The sequence below is a fragment of the Streptomyces sp. enrichment culture genome (assembly GCF_964273145.1).
Lineage (GTDB): Bacteria > Actinomycetota > Actinomycetes > Streptomycetales > Streptomycetaceae > Streptomyces.
Genome location: NZ_OZ186873.1, coordinates 4,107,082 through 4,125,868, shown reverse-complemented (window position 1 = coordinate 4,125,868; position 18,787 = coordinate 4,107,082). Strand labels below are relative to the sequence as shown.

Annotated in this window: 20 protein-coding genes; 5 read left to right on the top strand and 15 right to left on the bottom strand. The window is 73.0% G+C overall.

Features of this window, described 5'->3' with window-relative positions; translation table 11 throughout:
* Nucleotides 1-42: 42 nt before the first annotated feature.
* Together ACSU6Z_RS18755 and ACSU6Z_RS18750 are read left to right on the top strand one after the other, a co-directional pair.
* Entirely contained in the window at nucleotides 43-414 is a 372-nt protein-coding gene (locus ACSU6Z_RS18755) for a DUF192 domain-containing protein (RefSeq protein WP_437047126.1), read from the top strand.
* Between the two features lie 317 nt (nucleotides 415-731).
* Nucleotides 732-2,021, top strand: a complete 1,290-nt coding sequence (locus tag ACSU6Z_RS18750) for a glycosyltransferase (protein WP_437047125.1) — start codon at nucleotides 732-734, stop codon at nucleotides 2,019-2,021.
* 74 nt (nucleotides 2,022-2,095) lie between these two features.
* Here ACSU6Z_RS18750 and ACSU6Z_RS18745 read toward each other — a convergent pair whose 3' ends face one another.
* Nucleotides 2,096-2,314 carry an EF-hand domain-containing protein gene (locus ACSU6Z_RS18745; RefSeq protein WP_437047123.1) on the bottom strand — a complete coding sequence of 73 codons (219 nt, stop codon included), beginning with the start codon at nucleotides 2,312-2,314 and terminating at the stop codon, nucleotides 2,096-2,098.
* Nucleotides 2,315-2,472: 158 nt separating this feature from the next.
* Here ACSU6Z_RS18745 and ACSU6Z_RS18740 point away from each other — a divergent pair, with 158 nt between their 5' ends.
* On the top strand, nucleotides 2,473-3,066 hold the full coding sequence (locus ACSU6Z_RS18740; RefSeq protein ID WP_437047121.1) for a YdeI/OmpD-associated family protein: 594 nt from the start codon (nucleotides 2,473-2,475) through the stop codon (nucleotides 3,064-3,066).
* Nucleotides 3,067-3,347: 281 nt separating this feature from the next.
* On the opposite strand, the gene ACSU6Z_RS18735 is transcribed toward ACSU6Z_RS18740, so the two are convergent.
* From ACSU6Z_RS18735 to ACSU6Z_RS18670, 14 genes are all read right to left on the bottom strand, one after another.
* The gene (locus ACSU6Z_RS18735) at nucleotides 3,348-3,965 is read right to left on the bottom strand and encodes an OmpA family protein (RefSeq protein WP_437047120.1); all 618 of its coding nucleotides are present in this window, start codon (nucleotides 3,963-3,965) and stop codon (nucleotides 3,348-3,350) included.
* Between the two features lie 10 nt (nucleotides 3,966-3,975).
* Nucleotides 3,976-4,554, bottom strand: coding sequence for a hypothetical protein (locus ACSU6Z_RS18730; RefSeq protein WP_437047118.1), 579 nt, complete (start codon nucleotides 4,552-4,554; stop codon nucleotides 3,976-3,978).
* Between the two features lie 34 nt (nucleotides 4,555-4,588).
* Complete coding sequence (locus ACSU6Z_RS18725) at nucleotides 4,589-5,185, bottom strand: pilus assembly protein TadG-related protein (RefSeq protein ID WP_437047116.1); 597 nt, start codon at nucleotides 5,183-5,185, stop codon at nucleotides 4,589-4,591.
* Nucleotides 5,185-5,382: a Flp family type IVb pilin gene (locus ACSU6Z_RS18720; protein ID WP_437047115.1), complete on the bottom strand. Its 198-nt coding sequence runs from the start codon at nucleotides 5,380-5,382 to the stop codon at nucleotides 5,185-5,187. The genes ACSU6Z_RS18725 and ACSU6Z_RS18720 overlap by 1 nt, the downstream gene beginning before the upstream one ends.
* A 136-nt stretch (nucleotides 5,383-5,518) precedes the next feature.
* Nucleotides 5,519-6,529, bottom strand: coding sequence for a response regulator (locus ACSU6Z_RS18715; protein ID WP_437047113.1), 1,011 nt, complete (start codon nucleotides 6,527-6,529; stop codon nucleotides 5,519-5,521).
* Nucleotides 6,530-6,575: 46 nt separating this feature from the next.
* Nucleotides 6,576-7,814, bottom strand: a complete 1,239-nt coding sequence (locus tag ACSU6Z_RS18710; RefSeq protein WP_437050383.1) for a sensor histidine kinase — start codon at nucleotides 7,812-7,814, stop codon at nucleotides 6,576-6,578.
* A gap of 198 nt (nucleotides 7,815-8,012) precedes the next feature.
* Nucleotides 8,013-8,900, bottom strand: a complete 888-nt coding sequence (locus ACSU6Z_RS18705) for a DUF5936 domain-containing protein (RefSeq protein WP_437047111.1) — start codon at nucleotides 8,898-8,900, stop codon at nucleotides 8,013-8,015.
* 43 nt (nucleotides 8,901-8,943) lie between these two features.
* Nucleotides 8,944-9,888 carry a type II secretion system F family protein gene (locus tag ACSU6Z_RS18700; RefSeq protein ID WP_437050381.1) on the bottom strand — a complete coding sequence of 315 codons (945 nt, stop codon included), beginning with the start codon at nucleotides 9,886-9,888 and terminating at the stop codon, nucleotides 8,944-8,946.
* 18 nt (nucleotides 9,889-9,906) lie between these two features.
* Nucleotides 9,907-11,247 (bottom strand): CpaF family protein, encoded by a 1,341-nt coding sequence (locus tag ACSU6Z_RS18695; protein WP_437047110.1) that lies wholly within the window; start codon nucleotides 11,245-11,247, stop codon nucleotides 9,907-9,909.
* Between the two features lie 104 nt (nucleotides 11,248-11,351).
* A complete protein-coding gene (locus ACSU6Z_RS18690; protein ID WP_437047108.1) occupies nucleotides 11,352-11,735 on the bottom strand; it encodes a TadE/TadG family type IV pilus assembly protein in 384 nt (127 codons plus the stop codon).
* 1 nt (nucleotide 11,736) lies between these two features.
* Entirely contained in the window at nucleotides 11,737-12,132 is a 396-nt protein-coding gene (locus ACSU6Z_RS18685) for a pilus assembly protein (RefSeq protein WP_437047107.1), read from the bottom strand.
* Nucleotides 12,129-13,385 carry an AAA family ATPase gene (locus ACSU6Z_RS18680; RefSeq protein WP_437047106.1) on the bottom strand — a complete coding sequence of 419 codons (1,257 nt, stop codon included), beginning with the start codon at nucleotides 13,383-13,385 and terminating at the stop codon, nucleotides 12,129-12,131. The genes ACSU6Z_RS18685 and ACSU6Z_RS18680 overlap by 4 nt, the downstream gene beginning before the upstream one ends.
* A 9-nt stretch (nucleotides 13,386-13,394) precedes the next feature.
* Complete coding sequence (gene cpaB / locus ACSU6Z_RS18675; protein WP_437047105.1) at nucleotides 13,395-14,102, bottom strand: Flp pilus assembly protein CpaB; 708 nt, start codon at nucleotides 14,100-14,102, stop codon at nucleotides 13,395-13,397.
* A 169-nt stretch (nucleotides 14,103-14,271) separates the two neighbouring features.
* On the bottom strand, nucleotides 14,272-15,153 hold the full coding sequence (locus ACSU6Z_RS18670) for a hypothetical protein (RefSeq protein ID WP_437050379.1): 882 nt from the start codon (nucleotides 15,151-15,153) through the stop codon (nucleotides 14,272-14,274).
* Between the two features lie 631 nt (nucleotides 15,154-15,784).
* On the opposite strand from ACSU6Z_RS18670, the gene ACSU6Z_RS18665 reads away from it, so the two are divergent.
* Both ACSU6Z_RS18665 and ACSU6Z_RS18660 read left to right on the top strand, forming a co-directional pair.
* Complete coding sequence (locus tag ACSU6Z_RS18665) at nucleotides 15,785-16,465, top strand: DUF5701 family protein (protein ID WP_437047103.1); 681 nt, start codon at nucleotides 15,785-15,787, stop codon at nucleotides 16,463-16,465.
* Nucleotides 16,466-16,786: 321 nt separating this feature from the next.
* Nucleotides 16,787-18,469 (top strand): chitinase, encoded by a 1,683-nt coding sequence (locus ACSU6Z_RS18660; RefSeq protein WP_437047101.1) that lies wholly within the window; start codon nucleotides 16,787-16,789, stop codon nucleotides 18,467-18,469.
* The last annotated feature ends 318 nt before the right edge of the window (nucleotides 18,470-18,787 follow it).

Sequence of the window (18,787 nt, the reverse complement as noted above, 5' to 3'; positions counted from 1 at the left end):
GGCGTGGGGCGCAGGGGGCGGCGGTGGTCCGACGGACGGGGCGTGCTGATCGTGCGCGCGGAAGCCGGGGCGGCGCCGGTGCGCGTGCCGCTGGAGGTCGCCGCGTCCTACCGTGCCCGGCGCAAGGGGCTGCTGGGCCGGGACTCCGTCGACGGGGCGATGCTGCTGTCCCCCGCCAACAGCGTGCACACCTTCCGCATGCGGTTCCCCATCGACGTGGCCTACCTGGACCGGCACCTGACCGTCGTCGCGGTGCGGACCATGCGGCCGGGCCGCCTGGGGCTGCCGCGTGTCCGCGCCCGGCATGTGCTGGAGGCAGCGGCCGGGGCGATGGAGGGGTGGGGGCTGCGGGCCGGGCGACGGGTGGGGGTGGAGGAGGAACCCGGACCGGGCGGGGAGGAGGCGTCCGGTTAGGGGCCGGCTGTCCGGACGGCGGGGCCCGGTGTCCTTCCCGTGCTGCGGCGGGCGCGTCGCCCGGGCCGCCGGGGCGGCTGCCTCGTCACGGCCGCGGTCACGGCAGGTGCCGGGCCGGTCGGCGGGGGCGCGCGTCACAGCGGTCCCGGGGCGATCGGGGCGAAGACCCCCGCGGTGGCGCCGGATCGGGCCGGCCTACGTCTTGACCGGAGGCGTGGACCGTTGAACGGTCATGGGGGGCCGACCGGTGGGACCGGTCCGCCCGCGCGGCGCCCCGACGGTGCCGCCACCGGTCGATCAGTCAGGGGGAGACCTTCGTGAGACCGTTGACGATCCTCTTCGCGCCGGAGAGCGCGTACGGTCCGACGAACAACTGCATCGGGATGGGCGACGTGCTGCGCCGCCGGGGGCACCGGGTGGTGTTCGCCGCGGAGGCGTCCTGGAAGGGCAGGCTCGCCGGGCTCGGCTTCGAGGAGGAGCTGATCGACCTGGCGCCGCCGCCGGACCGGCCGCAGGAGGCGGGGCAGTTCTGGAAGGAGTTCGTGCGCGACACCGCCCCGGAGTTCAGGAAACCGACGATCGAGCAGCTGGCGACCTGGGTGCGGCCCGTCTGGGAGGAACTGGTCTCCGGCGCCCGGTACTGCGAGCCGCAGCTCGGGGCGATCGTCGAGCGGGTCCGGCCGGACGTGATCGTCGAGGACAACGTCGTCTGCTTCCCCGCGCTCACCACGGCGGGCGTACCGTTCGTGCGGGTCGTCTCGTGCAACCCGCTGGAACTGAAGGGGGAGGGCGTCCCCCCGCCCTTCTCCGGCTACCCCACCGGCGACCGCACCGGCTGGAGGGAGTTCCGTGCCGAGTACGACCGCACCCACCGGGAGCTGTGGACCGGGTTCAACGACTGGGTCGTCGAACAAGGCGCGCGGCCGCTGCCCGACCTGGAGTTCATCCACGAAGGCGACCTGAACCTCTACGTCTACCCGGAGATCGCCGACTACACCGGCGCCCGGCCGCTGGGCCCCACCTGGCACCGGCTGGACTCCTCGGTACGCGAGACCGACGAGGCGTTCACACTGCCGGCGGAACTCGCCGGGCGCGCCACCGGCACGCCGGAGAGCGCGCTGATCTATTTCAGCCTCGGCTCGCTCGGCTCCGCCGACGTGGACCTCATGCGCCGGCTCATCGCCGCACTGGCCCGCACCCCGCACCGCTACATCGTCTCCAAGGGGCCGCTGCACGAGGAGATCGAACTGCCGCCGAACATGTGGGGGGCCGAGTTCGTCCCGCAGACGCGGATCCTGCCGCTGGTCGACCTGGTCATCACCCATGGCGGCAACAACACCGTCACCGAGTGCTTCCACTTCGGCAAGCCGATGGTGCTGCTCCCGCTCTTCTGGGACCAGTACGACAACGCCCAGCGGGTCGCCGAATCGGGCTTCGGCATCCGGCTCGACCCCTACCGCTGCACCGACGCGCAGCTGCACGCCGCCGTGACCGACCTGCTCGGCGACGCCCGGACGCGCACCGCCCTGGCCGAGGCCGCCCGGACCATCCGGGCCCGTGACGGGCTGCGCGCCGCCGCCGGGCTGATCGAGCGGGCGGCGCGCTGACGTACGGCTTCCCCTCCGGCCGCCCCGGCCGCCCGGAGGACGGCCCGGCACGCGAGCGTGCCGGGCCCGTGGGGTCAGCGGTTCATGGCCGCCCAGAACTCCTCGAAGGACATCCGGCCGTCACCGTCGGTGTCGAGCGAATCGATCAGTTCCCGGGCCTGGGCCTCGGTGATCGCGGAGCCCTCCAGCTCCGCCACGACCTTCCGGTACTCGTCCGCGGTGACCAGGCCGTCCCCGTCCACGTCGTACCGCTCGAAGACCTTCCGTGCCGCGGTCTCCACGATGTCCGTCACGTGCTCCGCCCTTCCGTCTGCTGTGATCTTGACCGACGGGCTCACACTATCCGCGCGGAAAAGCCTCCGGGTCCCGTGTGCCGCCTTCCCGGCCCGGACGCGCGCAACGGCCGCCGGCGCCGACCGGGGCCGGGGCACGCGTCACGGCGGTCGGCCGGATGTGGTTCGCTGCCGGGGTGACTCAGGACTTGGAGATCGTCGCATTCGAATCCGCCGGGGCATTCGAGGCATGGCTGGACGAGAACCACGCCGTGTCGCCCGGCATCTGGCTCAAGCTCCGCAAGAAGGGCACCGGAATCGTCACGCTGGACTACGCCCAGGCGCTCGACGTGGCACTCTGCTACGGCTGGATCGATGGCCGGAAGGCCAAGTTCGACGACCAGTGGTGGCTCCAGCGGTTCACCCCGCGCAAGCCGGGCAGCAGGTGGTCAAAGGTCAACCGGGACAAGGCGACCGCCCTGATCGAGCAGGGCCGGATGCGCCCGGCGGGGCAGGCCGAGATCGACCGCGCCAAGGCGGACGGCCGCTGGGAGGCGGCCTACGACAGCGCGAGGACCGCCACGGTGCCGGACGACCTCGCGGCGGCCCTGACCGCCGACCCGGCCGCGGCGGCGTTCTTCGAGACGCTGGACCGGCGGAACCGCTACGCGATCCTGTACCGGGTCCAGGAGGCCAAGAAGGCCGAGACCCGGGCGCGGCGGATCGAGAAGTACGTGGCGATGCTGGCGAAGGGCGAGAAGCCGTACCCGTAGCCGTGGAGAGGACCCGCCGCGTGGTGCCCTGGTGACTGCCGCCGTGCCGCGGCCCCGGCAGCCACCGGGTGGCCTCACCGGACGTGGCGGGCGTCAGGGAACCCGAACGGGCGCACCGCTCCGGATCGAAGATTCCGCGTGGTGCCGAACCGCTCCGCGAGCAGGGAACGCGTGCGATCGGCCCGTTCCCTGACCCGCTCGGGCGTCGGGGTCCGCGCGGCTGTCCGCCGCGTGAAGGCCCGGGCTGCCGGTCCCCGGCCCTGCGCGCGGTCGACTCGCCGTCAGCTCTCCGAGCGGGGGAAGGAGACCTCCACCCGCCGGTTCTTCTTCCGTCCCGCCTCCGTCGAGTTGTCCGCGATCGGGTACTGCTCGCCGTATCCGCGCACCTCGTACGTGATGTCCGCGTCGTTCAGCTCCTGGTCCAGGACCTGCTGTACGGCGTTCGCGCGGTGTTTGGACAGCAGGTCGCCGTGGGCGGAGGAACCGAGGTCGTCGGTGAAGCCGAAGACGCGGATCCTCGTGGCGTTCTGCGCCCTGATCTCCTCGGCGATGCCGGCGATGCGTGCCTTGGACTCGGCGCTCAGCTTCGCGCTGTCCTTGCCGAACAGCACCTCGGCCTGGAGCGCGAACTTCACGTCCGCGTTGGTGTCCTCGCGGCGCTCGTCACCGCTCTGGTCCTCCACGACCGACTTGATGTCCAGGACCTTGGCCTCGGCGAGCGTGGCGCCGTCCGGGAGCTTGAGGTCCGGATCGTTGGGGTCCGGTTCGACGGGGGCGGAGGCGGAGGGCTCGGTGCCCGGGGGGACGCCGGGGTTCTCGTCGGCGCGGGCCTGGCCGGTGGCGACGAGGAGGAGGGACGTGGTGGTGAGGGCGGTGAGGATCAGGCGGGTGTGGGTCATTCTCCGCACCTCACCCGGAGATCGTGACGGCGGCAGGCGAGAACATCGGCAGTTGGACAGTCACCTCGGTGACACTGGCCGGAGGCGCCGGGAACTGCATGAAGACGGGCAGGGACTCCCCGGCCTTCATGGCAGGGAAATTGGTCGTAGTGAGCGGTCGGCCGTCCGTGTCCCGCAAGGTGTAGTAGCGCTTCTTTCCTTTGGAGTCCACCAGGGTGGCTCCACCGAGCGACCTGCCGTTTCGGATGATCTCCGTCTCGTTACCACTCAACTGGGCCGGTACGTTGACCGTTTTACTGCCGTCATTTTTCAGGTCACCGCTCACCGTGACGAACCCGCCTGAATCGCGCTGTGCAGCGGTAACCGTCAGCAACAGACCGTCGGGGCCTTTCAGCTCGGCCAGGGGCGCATCCGAATGCCCTTCCTGAGCACTCGGCCCCGAACCAACGTTTCTGGAGGCGGAGGGCGGAGGCTCAGATTTGTCCCCGTCGTCACCCCCGCCGCACCCGGTTACGCCGAGGGCCAGTCCGGCCGCTACGGTCAACGCGACCATTCCCTCACGGGCCTGCGCTGTGAACCGTACGCTCATGACTCTTCTTCCTTCATCCCTCGTCGTTCGCTTCTCAGTCGGCCAAGTGGACATCAAAGAGATCCTCGGCTTCGGGCAGGTTCGTCAAGTCCTTCGGATCGAGATCCCAGTCCTTGTCCTGACAGCCGAGGCTTGGCAGCACGTCCTTCCCCGCGTCATCAGCGGGTAGGTCAAACGTGCAGCGTGGCTCGATCACGGCCTTGGCGGACGCCACCGACTTCTTGTTCTCGGTACCGGGAACGATGGAATCGCCAACGGTTCTGTTGCTCTCCACTTCGACGACGAATTCCAAGGGCCCCACAGGAGCGCAGCTCAGTACTCGGGCGTCATTCTGTGCAGCCAGTTGATCGGCGCGCCAGCACGAAGGCCCGAGCCCGGGCACATTGCCGTCGAAGACGTCCTGCCACTTGGACGGGTCGAGGACGTCCCGCGTCCAGGCAGCCGAGAGCTGGTCCCGCGTGTCCTGAGCCGCCGCGAGCGCCGCAGCGTCGGCAGCCGTCTGAGCGCCATTGCGATTCGCTGCCGCCTGCCCGACCGCCAAGTACGCCAACGCCAGGAAGAGCAGGCCCCCCATCACCGTGAGGTAGATGGGGAATGCCTGCCCTGTGTCGTCATACCTACGGAGCCGCATCAGCCGCCGGTGACCTCGGTGATTTTGTCGGTGATCGCGTTGTAGATCGACTGGCCGATGTCCGTCCCCGTGATCGCCAATACGATCGCCACCACCACCGCGATGATCCCCAGGTACTCCACCGCCGTCTGCCCCTGGTCGTTGCGGGTGGCGCGAGTCCTCAGGTACGAGACGACGGTGTTGGCCCAGTTGCTCATGCTGTTCCCCTCCACGGTGGCCGATGCCGCTTTCGACCCGGGCACGGTACGGCCGGGCCGCCCGCCTCCCGGAGGGTCCGAGGGCCCATTTCCGGGCCCAAAGCCGTTCGCCCCTCCCCCGTTCGGCCACCATGCGTCACCCCTGTCCCCGGTGGGAGTCCGGTGCGGTGCCCAGCCACTTCGCCGCCGCCTCGGCCCTGCTGGTGCTGTGGAGCTTGGCGAAGATGCGGTTGATGTGGTTCTTGACCGTCTTCTCGCTGATGAAGCAGGCGCCGGCGATCTGGTGGTTGGTCATGCCGGAGGCGATGAGGTCCATGATCTCCGCCTCCCTCCTGCTCAGGTGGAACACCGTCCGGTCGGGGGCGGCCGGACGCCCCCCGGCGTTTGCCCGTCCGGACGACGACTGTGCCACAGGTGGTTGCATCTGCGAAAGAGCCTCTGGGGCTGAATTCGGCGTCGAGGGGTCAACTGACATCGATTGCCGTTCACCCAGGGGTAGTTCATCACATGCCGGTGAGCCGGATGGCGAGTAATTCCTGTATGCAGTTGCACCCGGCTCGTCGCCGTCCGTTCCCCCCGCTCCCTCCGCTCCCCCCGCGGGGCCCGGTTCCCGCCTGACCTGTGCCAGCAGCGCCTGCGCCGCCGTCGGTGTGAAGTGGGGCCTGCCCCGGCCGATGCCCCGTACGGCGTCGGCGAGCTGGTCCGCGGTGAACTCCCCGTGGACCAGGTAGCCCCCGGCCCCCTTGCGCAGGGCCTCCCGTACGGTCCGCGACTCCCCGCTGTAGGTCAGCATCATCACCGGGGCGATCCGCACCAGGTAGGGGAGGGCGGAGAGGCCGTCGACGCCGGGCATGCGGACGTCGAGGAGGACCACGTCGGGGCGGTGCCGGAGGGCGGCCTCGCAGGCGGCGCGGCCGTCGGCGGCCTCGGCGACGACCGCGAGGTCCTCCCGGCCGGACAGCAGGGCGGTGAGGCCGGCGCGGACCACCGGGTTGTCGTCGGCCACGAGCACCCGGAGGGGGGCCGGCCGGGCGGGAGCCGGCAGGCCGGGGAACGGGTCCTGGGACGGCGTCGGCGGCGGGCCGACACGGGGCGCCGTGGGGTGCTCGGGAGCCGTGGGATCCGTTCGGTTCGCGGGGTCCGGCATCCGGGGCCTCCTCTCCTGACTGGTCTGGGGGCGGACACGGCCCGGTTCAGGCCGTCGTCTCCGGGGCGCCGGCCGTGGGCAGCGCCGCGAGCGGCAGCTCCACGCGGACCTCCGTGCCCTTCGGGTGGCCGCCCCGGCCGATGTGGATGCGGGCACCCACCGAGGTGGCCCGCTCGACCATGCCGACCAGGCCGAAGTGCCCGGACCGGCGGAGTCGTTCGAGGGTCGTGTCCGGGGGGAGGCCGCGGCCGTCGTCGTACACGCTGACGCGGAGGAGGTCGCCGTGTACGCCGGCCCGCACCTCGACGCGGGTCGGGGATCCGTGACGGTGAGCGTTCTCCATGGCCTCGGAGGCGATGGAGAGGAGCTGGCGGGCCACGGCGGGCGGGACGGGGGGCGGGGGCGCGGGTGCGGGTGCGGTGCCGTCGCCGGTCGGGTGGTAGGTGGCCCGCAGGCCGGTGCGGGCGGCGAAGTCGCGTGTGAGGGCGGCGAGTTCGGTCAGGAGGTCCGTGGCGTGGGCCGGGTCCGCCTCGCGGCGCAGGTCGGTCAGGAGCGCGCGGGACTCCGCGGCGGCGCGGCGGGCCGAGCGGGCGACCAGTTCCGCCTGCTGTCTGACGAGGGCCGGGTCCACGCGGTCCGCGCCCGCGCGATGGGCGAGGCCGTCGGCGGCCAGGGCGACGCCGTGGAGGGTCTTGGCGACCGAGTCGTGCAGCTCGCGGGCGAGGCGGGCGCGTTCGGCGCTCACCGCCTCCGTGACCGCCAGGCGGGCCCGCACGGCGGTCAGGGCGCGGGTGGCCGCGCCGAAGCGGAGCATCAGGTTGCGCAGGCTGGAGCCGACCGCTCCGGCGATGACGCACAGGCCGGGCAGGAGCAGCGACTCCGCGGGGCCGGGGCCCGGTCCGGGGTGCGGGTCCCGCAGGGCGGTGTGGGCCAGCAGGAGGATCAGCGACTGGAGCGAGGCGAAGACGGCCGCTCCGCGCCAGCCGTAGACCAGGCCCGCGAGGAGCGGGGTGCAGACGCTGACGTAGGCGAGGGTGGTGTCCGGGCCGGCCGAGACGAGCAGCAGGGCTCCGAAGAGGGTGTCCAGCGCCAGGAGGGAGGGGTGGCGCAGGAGGAGGGGGCCGAAGCGCTCCCAGTCGCGGAAGAGGACGTAGGAGCCCATGAAGGTGACGACCACCGCGGCGCCGACCAGGCGGACGCCCAGGCCCGGGCTGGCGTTGAGCAGGGCGGAGGGGGCCGCCAGGGCGATCATGGCGAGGCGGAAGCCGAAGACCTGCCGGCACATCGCCTGCAGGGCGTTGATCTGGACGGGGAGGGCGGAGGACTCGGCGGGGGTCTCGGCAGGGGGCGGGGGCAGGGGGTCGGCCGTGGGGCCGGGCGGTGGTACGGGCGGCACGGGCGGCGGCCCGGGCGGTGCGTACGTCACCGGGATGTCCGGTGCTCCCGGCGCCCCTGACGTCGGTGTGGTCCTCACCCGTCCCACCTACTTCCCCGTGATCGTCCCGAAATCCGTACCGGAGCCGAGGATCAGGCCGGCGCCGAGGAGGATCATCGTGGCCGGGACCATGAACGTGGTGATCATCATGGTGGCCTTGGGGACCGCGCGGGCCGCCTTGCGGCGGGCGTTCTGCGCGTCCGTGCGCCGCATGTCCCTGGCCAGGGACACCAGCGTGTCGACGATGGGGGCGCCGAGCTCCTCGCCCTGCTGCAGGGCCGTGACGAACATGGCGACCTGTTCGGAGTCGTTGCGGCGGCGCAGTTCCGCGAAGGCCTGGCGGCGGCTCATGCCGAGGTCCATCTGGCGCAGGGTGATGCGGAGTTCGTCCGCCCAGGGGCCCTCGTAGCGGGCGGCGACGCGGTCCAGGGCCTGGCGGAAGCCGAGGCCGGCGCTGACGACGACGGCCAGGACGTCGAGGAAGTCGGGCAGGGTCCGCTCGATGACGTCCTTGCGGATCCGGATCGCCGCCCAGATGCCGACCTCCGTCCAGAACGCGCCGAAGGCCAGCAGGAGCAGGGCGACCAGGAACTGGCCGCGCAGCAGGAAGACCAGGAAGCCGACGGCGCCGAGGAAGCCGTAAACCGCGCGGCGGGCGGCGTACCGGTCGATGGTCAGGCCGCCGGGGTTGCCCGCCAGGTCGATCCTGCGGCGGTACTTGGCCACCAGGCCGGGGCCCATCAGGCGCAGGACGGCGGGGGCGTAGCGCATGCCCAGGCGGTCGACGAGGGAGTCGACGGTGCCGGTGCGGGTGGCGCCGACCTCCAGGGCGAGGGCGAGGTCGCCGGGGAGTCTGGCGTCGGCCCGGTACATGCGGATGCCGGCGAAGGCGCCCCAGACGCCGAGGCCCATGAGGGTGGCGAGGAGAAGTGCCACGGTCCGTTTCCCTCCTTTTCCTTCGCGGTCCCTTCGCGGGCGGTCAGACGTCGATGCGGGACAGGCGGCGGATGAGGACGAAGCCGACGGCGTACAGCGCGAACGCGACGATCACCGCGGCCTGCCCCGCCGGCGAGCCGGTCATGCGCTCCAGGGCGCCGTCCTTCACCCCGTTCATCAGGAACAGGGAGCCGACGCCGAGGACGGGGACGGCGTAGGAGGTCATGCTCACCTGGGCGAGCTGGGTGCGGATCTCGCGCCGGGTCTCCTTGCGTTCCTCCAGCGTCTCGGTCAGGTTGCGCAGGGCGCTGACCACCTGGCCGCCCGCCCGGTTGGACAGCACCAGGGTGGTGACGAGGACGACCAGTTCGCGGGAGGGGAGGCGGTCGGCGAGTTCGCCGAGGGCGTCGTCCATGGAGGCGCCGACGGCGAGCTGGGCGGCCACCTTGGCGAGTTCCTCGCCGGCCGGGGCCTCCAGTTCCTCCGCCGCCATCGAGATCGCCGTACGCAGGGCCAGGCCCGCCTGGGTGGCGTTGGCGAGGATGCGGGCGAGTTCGGGGAGCTGGTTGATGAACCTCTCGATGCGTTTCTGCCGCTGCCAGCCGAGGAACTGCGCCGCCGCCCACACCCCCAGCAGCCCCGCGAGCGGGCCGAAGAAGGGGGCCAGCGCGGCCTGGCCGATCAGCCAGAGGCCGGCGACCGCGGCGAGCAGGGCGACGGAGAACTCGCCCGGGGTGATGTCCAGGCCCGTGGCCGCCAGCCGCAGTTCCAGCCTCCTGCCGGGCCGCGTACGGCGCAGGCGGCGGTCGAGGGCGGCGAAGCGGCGCCGGCGGCCGGCGGCCGGGACCTGGCCGGCGGCCGTGAGCCGGTCCACCAGGGCCTGGTGCTGCGCCTTGCCCGCGGTGTAGAAGTGCACGCCCAGCACGGCCAGGACGCAGGTCAGCAGGGTGACGCCCGTGGTGAGCGGGACGAGGGTGTGCAGGTCCATGGGGCCCATGGGCGGTACCTACCTGGCTTCTCGAGTGGCGAGCTGGTCTGCGGACTGGGCGACGCCGAAGGCCTGCGGGACGGGCTGGCCGGCCAGGTAGAGGCGGTCGGCGGTGCGGCGCGGGAGCGGGTGGTGCTCGTAGGCGCCGTGGACGCGGCCGTCGGCCGTCATCGGCCGGGCGTGGAAGCGGGCGACCGTGGCCAGGCGGTACGGCTCGCCGCCGTGGCTGTCGAGCAGGGCGACCTCGGTGATGCGGCGGGCGCCGTCGGCGAAACGGGTGAGCTGGACGATGACGTCGACGGCGCTGTTGATCTGGTCGTGCAGGGCGACGAAGGGGATCTCCACGTCGGACATGGAGGCCAGGGTCTGCAGCCGGGTCAGGGCGTCCTCGGCGCTGTTGGCGTGGACGGTGGCGAGGGAGCCGTCGTGGCCGGTCGACATCGCCTGGAGCATGTCGAGGGACTCGCCGCCGCGGACCTCGCCGACGACGATGCGGTCGGGGCGCATCCGCAGGGAGTTGCGGACCAGGTCGCGGATGGTGACGCGGCCCTTGCCCTCGACGTTCGCGGGCCGCGACTCCAGGCGGATCACGTGCGCCTGCTGGAGCTGGAGTTCGGCGGAGTCCTCGATGGTGATGATGCGTTCGTGGGCGGGGATCAGGCCGGACAGGGCGTTGAGGAGGGTGGTCTTCCCGGTGCCGGTGGCGCCCGAGACGATGATGTTGAAGCGGGCCTGCACCAGTCCGGCCAGCAGGTACAGCATGTGCTCGTCGAGCGAGCCGAGGCCGATCAGCTCCTGGAGGGTGAAGGAGCGCGGGAAGCGGCGGATGGTGAGGGTGGCGCCGGTCAGGGACAGCGGCGGGATGATGACGTTGACGCGTTCGCCGGAGGGGAGGCGGGCGTCGACCATCGGGTTGGACTCGTCCACGCGGCGGTTGACCGTGGAGACGATCCGCTCGATGATCTGCATCAGCTGGTCGTGGGAGGCGAAGCGGAGCGGGAGCTGCTCGACCCGGCCGCCGCGCTCGACGAAGATCGCGTCGGGGCCGTTCACCATGATCTCGGTGATCGACGCGTCCTCCAGGAGGGGTTCGAGGATGCCGAGGCCGAGGGCCTCGTCGACGACCCGGCGGATCAGCTGCGACCGCTCGACGGTGGACAGCACCGGGCCCTCGCGGCTGATGATGTGCCCGAGCACCCGCTCCAGCCGCGCCCTGCGCTCGGCGGCGGCCAGCGAGCTCATCTCCGCGAGGTCGATCTCCTCCAGCAGCTTGGCCCGGTAGGAGGCGACCAGATGACCGTCGCCACCCCGGCCGCCGACGTGCTCGTCGGGGGTGTGGATGCGTGCGCGCAGGCTCATGGTCCGGTGCTCCTCGCTCCTCTTCCGGGTCCTGTTCCGGGTCCTGTTCCGGTTGTTCTTCCGACTGTTCTTCCGGCTCGCGGGGCTTCTTCCGTCCTCCCCGGTCAGTGGTCGAGCGGCATGGTCGCGGTCCTGGTCGCGTCCCCGGGGTCCCAGCCGGGGACGATCGAGGGGATGTCCACGGTGGCGGTGACGCTGACCTCGTCACCGCCGTACGACGCCGGGCAGTCGGTGCCGTCGGCCAGCCAGCCGCTGACTGCGGCCGTGCACGCTTCCTGGGCGCTCTCCCGGAGGGAGGCGCCGCGCGCGCCGGCCCGGGCGGCGGTGCCCGCCTGCTGGGCGGTGTAGGCGATCAGGCCGAGCTGTACGGCGGCCAGGGCGACGACGAGGAGGACCGGCAGGAAGCCGAGGTACTCGATGGCGACCTGCCCCCGGTCGCGGCCCGCCCCGCCCGGGGGGCGCCGGCGGCGCTGTCGGTCGTGGGGCATCTCAGTCCGTCTCCTCCTCCACCGCGCCGGCGTGACCGTGCACCTCGAACGGGAAACCGACCGCGCCCGGGAAGAGGAGGGGAACCCTCAGGTCGACGTCGGCGGTGACGTAACCGCTCGCGGTGGCGCAGTCCACGCCGGCCTCCCCCTCCCAGGCGCCCGGCAGCTTCTCCAGGCCCGCCTGCAGGCACGCCCCCTGCCGCTCCCCCGGGGACGCGGCCGTCCCCGCCCGCACCGCCTCGTCGGCGGCGTTGCCCGCGAGCGTGAACGTGTAACCCACCAGGACGAGCTGCCACAGCACCACCAGCGTCACGACGATCACCGGTGTCATGCCGAGGAACTCGATGGTCACCTGGCCGTCGTCCCGCCGCCCCGTCCGGACCGCCGGCACCCTCATCCCCCTCCCTCCCTCCGGCGCCGGAGGCCCACCGCTCCCCGGTCGCCGCGCGGCCGGCCGCCCGCGCGGCGGGCGCCCTCGCCGGCCCGCGCGAGCCCCAGCTCGCCCGCGAGCGCCCACAGCGCCTGCTTCACCGTGCTCCTGCCGTCCAGTTCGTGGATGCGGCCCGCGTCCACGGCGCCCTGGAGTTCCTTGAAGTGGGCGGGGACGGTGGTGGCGGCGACCGCCGTGCCGGTGATCTTCCCGATCAGCGGGGGCTGGATCTCCGCGTTCCTGCCGTGGCGGTTGACGACGACGGTCGTCTCCTGCGCCTTGCGGATCTGGAGCCGTTCCCACATCCGCACCGCGCGTTTGGCGCCGCGGACGGCGACGACGTCCGGGGTGGTGACCAGCAGCGCGGTGTCGGCCATCTCCACGGCCGCCGCGCCGGCGCCGCTCAGCTGGGCGCCGCAGTCGATGACGACGGCCTCGTAGCGGGAGCGCAGGGCGTTGACGATCTGGCGGACCGCGCGGTCGGTGACGTCCTCGCCGCGTTCGCCCTCGCCGGGGGCGAGCAGCAGGGCGACACCGGTGTCGTGGCGGTAGACGGCGTCGGCCAGGACGCGCGGGGAGATGTCGTCGACGGCGGCCAGGTCGACGACCGAGCGGCGGAACTGGACGTCCAGGAAGGAGGCGACGTCCCCGGTCTGGAGGTCCAGGTCGACCAGGGCGGCGGCGCGGCCGGAGGCCTGCGCGGCGAGGGCGAGCTGGACGGCCGTCAGGGTCGCCCCGACCCCGCCCTTGGCGCCGCTGACGGTGACGACGGTCCCGCCGGCGCCGGTGAGGACGTCACCGCCGGCGCCCAGGTGGCGCCGTACGCCCACCGACCACTGGGCCACCGCCTGGACGCGGCTGGCCAGTTCCTCGTACCCGAGGGGGAGGGCGACCAGGCCGCGGGCGCCGTGGTCCATGGCGGCCTGGAACAGGCCGGGACCGGCGTCGGAGGTGACGAGGATGACGCCGACGGCCGGGAAGCGCAGGGCCACTTCGCGGATCAGCTCCAGCGCGGGGACGGGACCGATCCGCTCGTGGACGACGACGACCTCGGGCAGTTCGTCGACCGACTCGGCGGCCAGGCGGGCGAGGGTGTCGACGAGCTGGGTGGAGTCGACGACCGGGGCCACCGGTTCGGCGTCCGGGAGCTGGCTGAGCAGGGTCGTGATGGACCGGACGGCGTCCGCGTCGCCGACTGCCGGGAGGATCCTCGTGGGCATGCGGGCCTCTCACTTGTCCTTCGCGAGTTCGTACGTCCGGTCCTCGTCCGGCACCGCGGCGCCGCCGCCGGGCGCGACCAGGGCGAGCCGGACCCGCTGGGCGAACGACTCGGCGTAGGTGATGCGCTGGGCGTCGATGGCGGACAGGGCGAAGGTGACGGGCACGGCGTCGGTGGGCTGCCGGCTCCGGCTCTTCTCGTCGGGTTCCAGCGCGGTGATCTCCCCGATGTCGAGCACCTTGGCATCGGTCACGATGATCTTGGACTGGTCGGGGTCGCCCTCGCGTTCCCCCTCGAACGTGGCGTACACGTTGACGGTGGAGCCCGGCGTGATCTTGCCGGCGACTCCGGTCGCGGCGTCGACCATGATGGCGACCTCCTGCTGCCCGGGCCGCAGGGCGGGCTGGTCGACGACCATGTCGCTCTGCAGCAGCGAGCCCTTCTTGAGGGTGGTCACGGCGATCTTGCCCTGGACCCGGCGGAGATCGGTGACCGCGGTCTTCGACAGCCAGCGCTCGGGCATCGTGATCTTCTCGAACTGGCCCGCGTTCAGCTCCGTGTAGGGCTCGACGTCCGCTTTCAGCCGGTACGCGGTGACCTCCGGCCCGACCTTGGACTTCACGTCGTTGATGACGGACAGCACGCCGGCGAAGGCACCGAGGGCGCAGACGACCGACAGGATCAGCAGGATCACGCCGCGGCGCTGACGGGAGTTCATGAACCGTGCAACCTCGTTGGTGGTGTCGGGCGAGCGGGGTCGGATGGAGCGGACGGCCCGGGGGGCGGGCGGTGGGCGGCGGCGTGCCGAGGGGGCGGGCGGTGGGCTGCGCACGGCGTGCCCGCGGGCCGGGTCCGGGCGGGCCGTGCGCCGCCCCGCGGTCCGGGGTTCACCCGGTGCCCGTGCGGCTCGCCCGGCGGACGCGGTCGCGGTTCCCGCGGCGCTGCGCGGCGGGGCCGTCGCGGCGGACGCCGGGGAGGTGGTCGGGGACCGGTGGGGCGACGGAGCAGAACACGCAGCGGTCGCCGATGAGGTCGATGCCGCACCAGTGGCAGGTGCTCTGCCGTACCGAGGCGACGAGTTGGTAGAGGACCGACAGGTCCGGCAGGAAGGCGCAGAACTCGATCAGCCTGCCGGTCCCCCACCACGCGGAGGACTCGGCCGGGAGGGGGGCCTCGCGCAGTCCGAGGGTCCGCCAGGAGGGGGCGAGGGTGCCGGTCACCCAGTCGGACTGGAGCTGCCCCTTGGCGACCAGCAGCCACGTCCCGAACTCCGGCCCGGCCAGGGCCGCTCCCGGCGCGATCCGCACCAGCTGCGGTTCGGGATGGGCGAGGACGCCGAACTGGCTGCCCGGCACCCACGACTTGGCGTGCGCCTTCAGTCCCACCGGAACGCGGTCCAGCCGCGCGACCGAGCCGAGCAGCGCCCCGGCGTGGAGGTAGTGGGTGAGGAGGCGGCCGGCGGAGGCGAGGACGCCGGGGCCGAGGTCGCAGGAGGCCAGCTGCCGTAACTGCCGGGCCAGGACGGCTGTGGCGAGCGGCGGCAGCGGCGGGCGGAACACGGCGATGCGGTCGCTCTCCAGCAGGGACCGCACGGTGTACAGGCGCCGCTCCACGGCGGCGGGCACGGCCTGCGAGCACACGACGATCACGTGCCCGTGCTGGTCGACGAGCGTCTGCATCTCGGCGAGCACCTGCTCCAGCGGCCGTCTGCCGGCGTCCCGGAGCACGGCGGCGGGCAGGGTCCGCTCGTCCTGCGGCGGCAGCGCCATGTCGGCACTGGTCACGGCAATGGCAGTTGGCACGCGCAGCTCCCCATTCCCCCCACGCCCGTCGGTCGGCCGGGCGTGGCTCCGGTACGACCGGACGACTTCACTGCGTGACTACCTCAGCACTGTATCCACGCGTCTGTGGCCGGAGAACAGCGTTTGTGTACCTCTGGAGGAACTCTTGTTGCACAAGGCGCATCAAAACGGGGCAGGAGGAACATCCGGGCGCTCGATTCACCCCTCCGCGGGCGCGCGCACGGCACCGGCAGCGCGGGAGGCACCGGCCGCCCGCGGCGCCGGAGGGCGGCGCCGGCGCGGCGTCCACCGCCCCGCCCGGACGCCGGCCGCTCGGCCCGCCCCCCCCACCGCCGGCGCATCCGCAGGTCCGGAATCACCCGGACGGAGGCGATGCGCCCATCGGTCGGGGAAGGGCGGAACCGCGAGCGCCCGTACCCCCGGGGAGCCGCTCGTCCGGCGGTGGCGGGCGAGGGAGGGAGGAGGTCCCCTGCCGGCCCATGGCGACGAGGCCGGCTCCGGGCCGTACGACGTGCGTCCGCCGGGGCCGGGGGAACGATCCGGCGGGTCGCTTCGTTGGCCCTGCGCCCCTCAACGTCCCTGCGCCTCCTGGAGCATCGTGACCGAGACCGAGCCTGTCGCCTTCCCCGTCCTTCCCGAACTCCCGGCCCTGAGCGCGCAGGCCGAGCGGCTGATCGAGCTGGGGGTGCACGAGCGGGCCGGGTTGTCCGCCGCCGAGGTCCGCTCCTTCGCCGTGGCCGGCGAGGCCGCCGCGGGCAGCGGGGGCACCCTGCTCGCCGTCCACCCGGACAAGGCGCCCGCGTCCGCTCTCGCGCCGCTGCTCCGCCGTGACGGCAAGCCGGGCTTCGTCGTCACCGACATGTCCGACGTCGACCTCTTCGCCCCGCTCGGCACCGTCGTGCTGCCGGACTCCCCGCTCTACCTCCTCACCGGCATCGACCGCGGCGACCACATGGCCGGCTGGAGCCCGGACGAGGCACTGCCCGCCCTCATGGCGGACGCCCGCACCCCGCTGCTGCTGACCGAGGGCATCCACTGGGTGCTGCAGCAGCCGGCCGCCCTGGAGCGCAACCACTGCTTCATGACCATCGGTTCCCGGTTGCGCAAGGCCGACGGCGCCCTGGACGCCCGTACACCGGCGATCTGGATCAGCAACGGCACGGGGCGGGACGGCCGCGAGCGCCGCAACGCCCCCAAGGTCGGCTGGTGCTGGGCCGGCAACCGGCACACCTGGCTGGGCTTCGCCTCCGCGACGGGCCGCCGGGGCCGGGACCTGTGAGGTGCCGCGGGAACGTGGCGGGAGGGCGGAGGCCGCCGCGCCGCCGTGCGGCCCGACCAGCCGCGTCGCGGGCCTCCGTCCCCGAAGGGAGGCGGCGCCCGGTACGCCGCCCGGCCGCACCCGGCCCGTCCGCCGCGTTCCGCCTGTCACCGGCCGGCCACATGCCTTGACGGTCCGGGCAGTCGGCCCGGACCGGACCCTTGACAAGCCGATTGGTCTGGACCAACTTGTACTTCCAGCGGTGGCCACCGTCCCCATCCCCACTCCCCACCGGAGGCCCCAGTGGACCTGGACCCCGTACACGGACGGACCCCGAGACGGATGAGGATCTGGTCGGGTGCCGTGGCCGCCGCCCTCGCGCTCACCGGCACGGTGGCCGTCGGGCAGGCGACCGCCGCGGACGTCAACAACGTCAGGAACGCCGGGTTCGAGGCCGGGCTGAGCGACTGGACGTGTTCCGCGGGCAGCGGGACGACCGTCTCCTCGCCCGTGCACGGCGGCTCGGCCGCACTGAAGGCGACGCCGTCCGGGCAGGACAACGCCCGGTGCTCGCAGGCCGTCGCCGTCAAGCCGAACTCGACGTACACGCTCAGCTCCTGGGTGCAGGGCGGGTACGTCTACCTGGGTGTCTCCGGGACCGGTACGACGGACGTGTCGACGTGGACCCCGGACTCGGGCGGCTGGAAGGAGCTGCGGACCAGCTTCACCACCGGGCCGTCGACCACGTCCGTGACGCTGTACACGCACGGCTGGTACGGGCAGGCCGCCTATTACGCCGACGACGTGTCCGTGTACGGCCCCGACGGGGGCGGCGGGGACGGCGGCGGCCCGGAGCCGTCGGTGCCGGCCGCGCCGGGCGGACTGGGCGTGTCGTCGGCCACCGCCTCCTCCGTGTCGCTGCGGTGGAACACCGTGTCGGGCGCCACCGGCTACAACGTCTACCGGGACGGGGCCAAGGTGACCGCCGTGAGCGGCACGTCCGCGACCGTGACCGGGCTCGCGGCCTCCACCTCGTACTCCTTCCAGGTCACCGCCACCAACGCGGCCGGCGAGTCGGCGAAGTCGGCGGCCGTGACCGGGCGGACGACGGGGCCCGGGGGCGGGGGCGGCGGCGGGACGCTGCCGAGGCACGCCGTGACCGGCTACTGGCAGAACTTCGACAACGGGGCCGCGGTCCAGCGGATCTCGGACGTCTCCGCCCAGTACGACATCATCGCGGTCTCCTTCGCGGACGCGACGACGACTCCGGGCGCGGTCACCTTCAACCTCGACTCCGCCGGGCTCGGCGGCTACACGGTCGAGCAGTTCAAGGCGGACGTCCGGGCCAAGCAGGCCGCCGGGAAGAAGGTGATCATCTCGGTGGGCGGCGAGAAGGGCACCGTCTCGGTGAACGACGCGGCCTCGGCCGCCAACTTCGCGAACTCGGTGTACGCGCTCATGCGGGAGTACGGCTTCGACGGCGTCGACATCGACCTGGAGAACGGCCTCGACCCGACCTACATGACGCAGGCCCTGCGCGCCCTGTCGGCGAAGGCGGGCCCGGACATGATCCTGACGATGGCGCCGCAGACCATCGACATGCAGTCGACGTCGGGGTCGTACTTCCGCACCGCGCTGAACGTGAAGGACATCCTCACGGTCGTCAACATGCAGTACTACAACAGCGGTTCGATGCTGGGCTGCGACGGCAAGGTGTACGCGCAGGGCACGGTGGACTTCCTCACCGCCCTGGCCTGCATCCAGCTGGAGAACGGCCTGGACGCCTCCCAGGTGGGCCTGGGACTGCCGGCCTCGCCCCGCGCGGCGGGCGGCGGCTACGTCGCGCCGTCGGTGGTGAACGCCGCCCTGGACTGCCTCACCAAGGGCACGAACTGCGGCTCCTTCAAGCCGTCGAGGACGTACCCCGGCCTGCGGGGCGCGATGACGTGGTCCACGAACTGGGACGCGGCGGCGGGCAACGCCTGGTCGAACGCGGTGGGAGCACACGTGCACGCGCTGCCGTGATCACGGCCGACCGGCCTCCTCCGCCCACGGGCCCGTGGGCGGAGGAGGCCGTACGTCGCCGTCCCCGCCCGGGTCCCGGCAGCCACCCGGGCAGCCCGCGGCTCGGAGCACCGCGCCACCACGGTCGCGTCCGTCAGCGCGGTCCCGTGGACGCGGCCGCCCGGAGTGGGAGTGGTCCCGTCGAGGACGACCGCGTCCCCGGGGCCGTGAGGCGGACCGTCGGCACATGCGCCCGGCAGCGGCGGCCTCCGCGCCGTCGTCAGCGCCTTCGGCGACGGAGCCGCGCACGCCGAGCCCGCCCGCGGCACGTCCGCACCG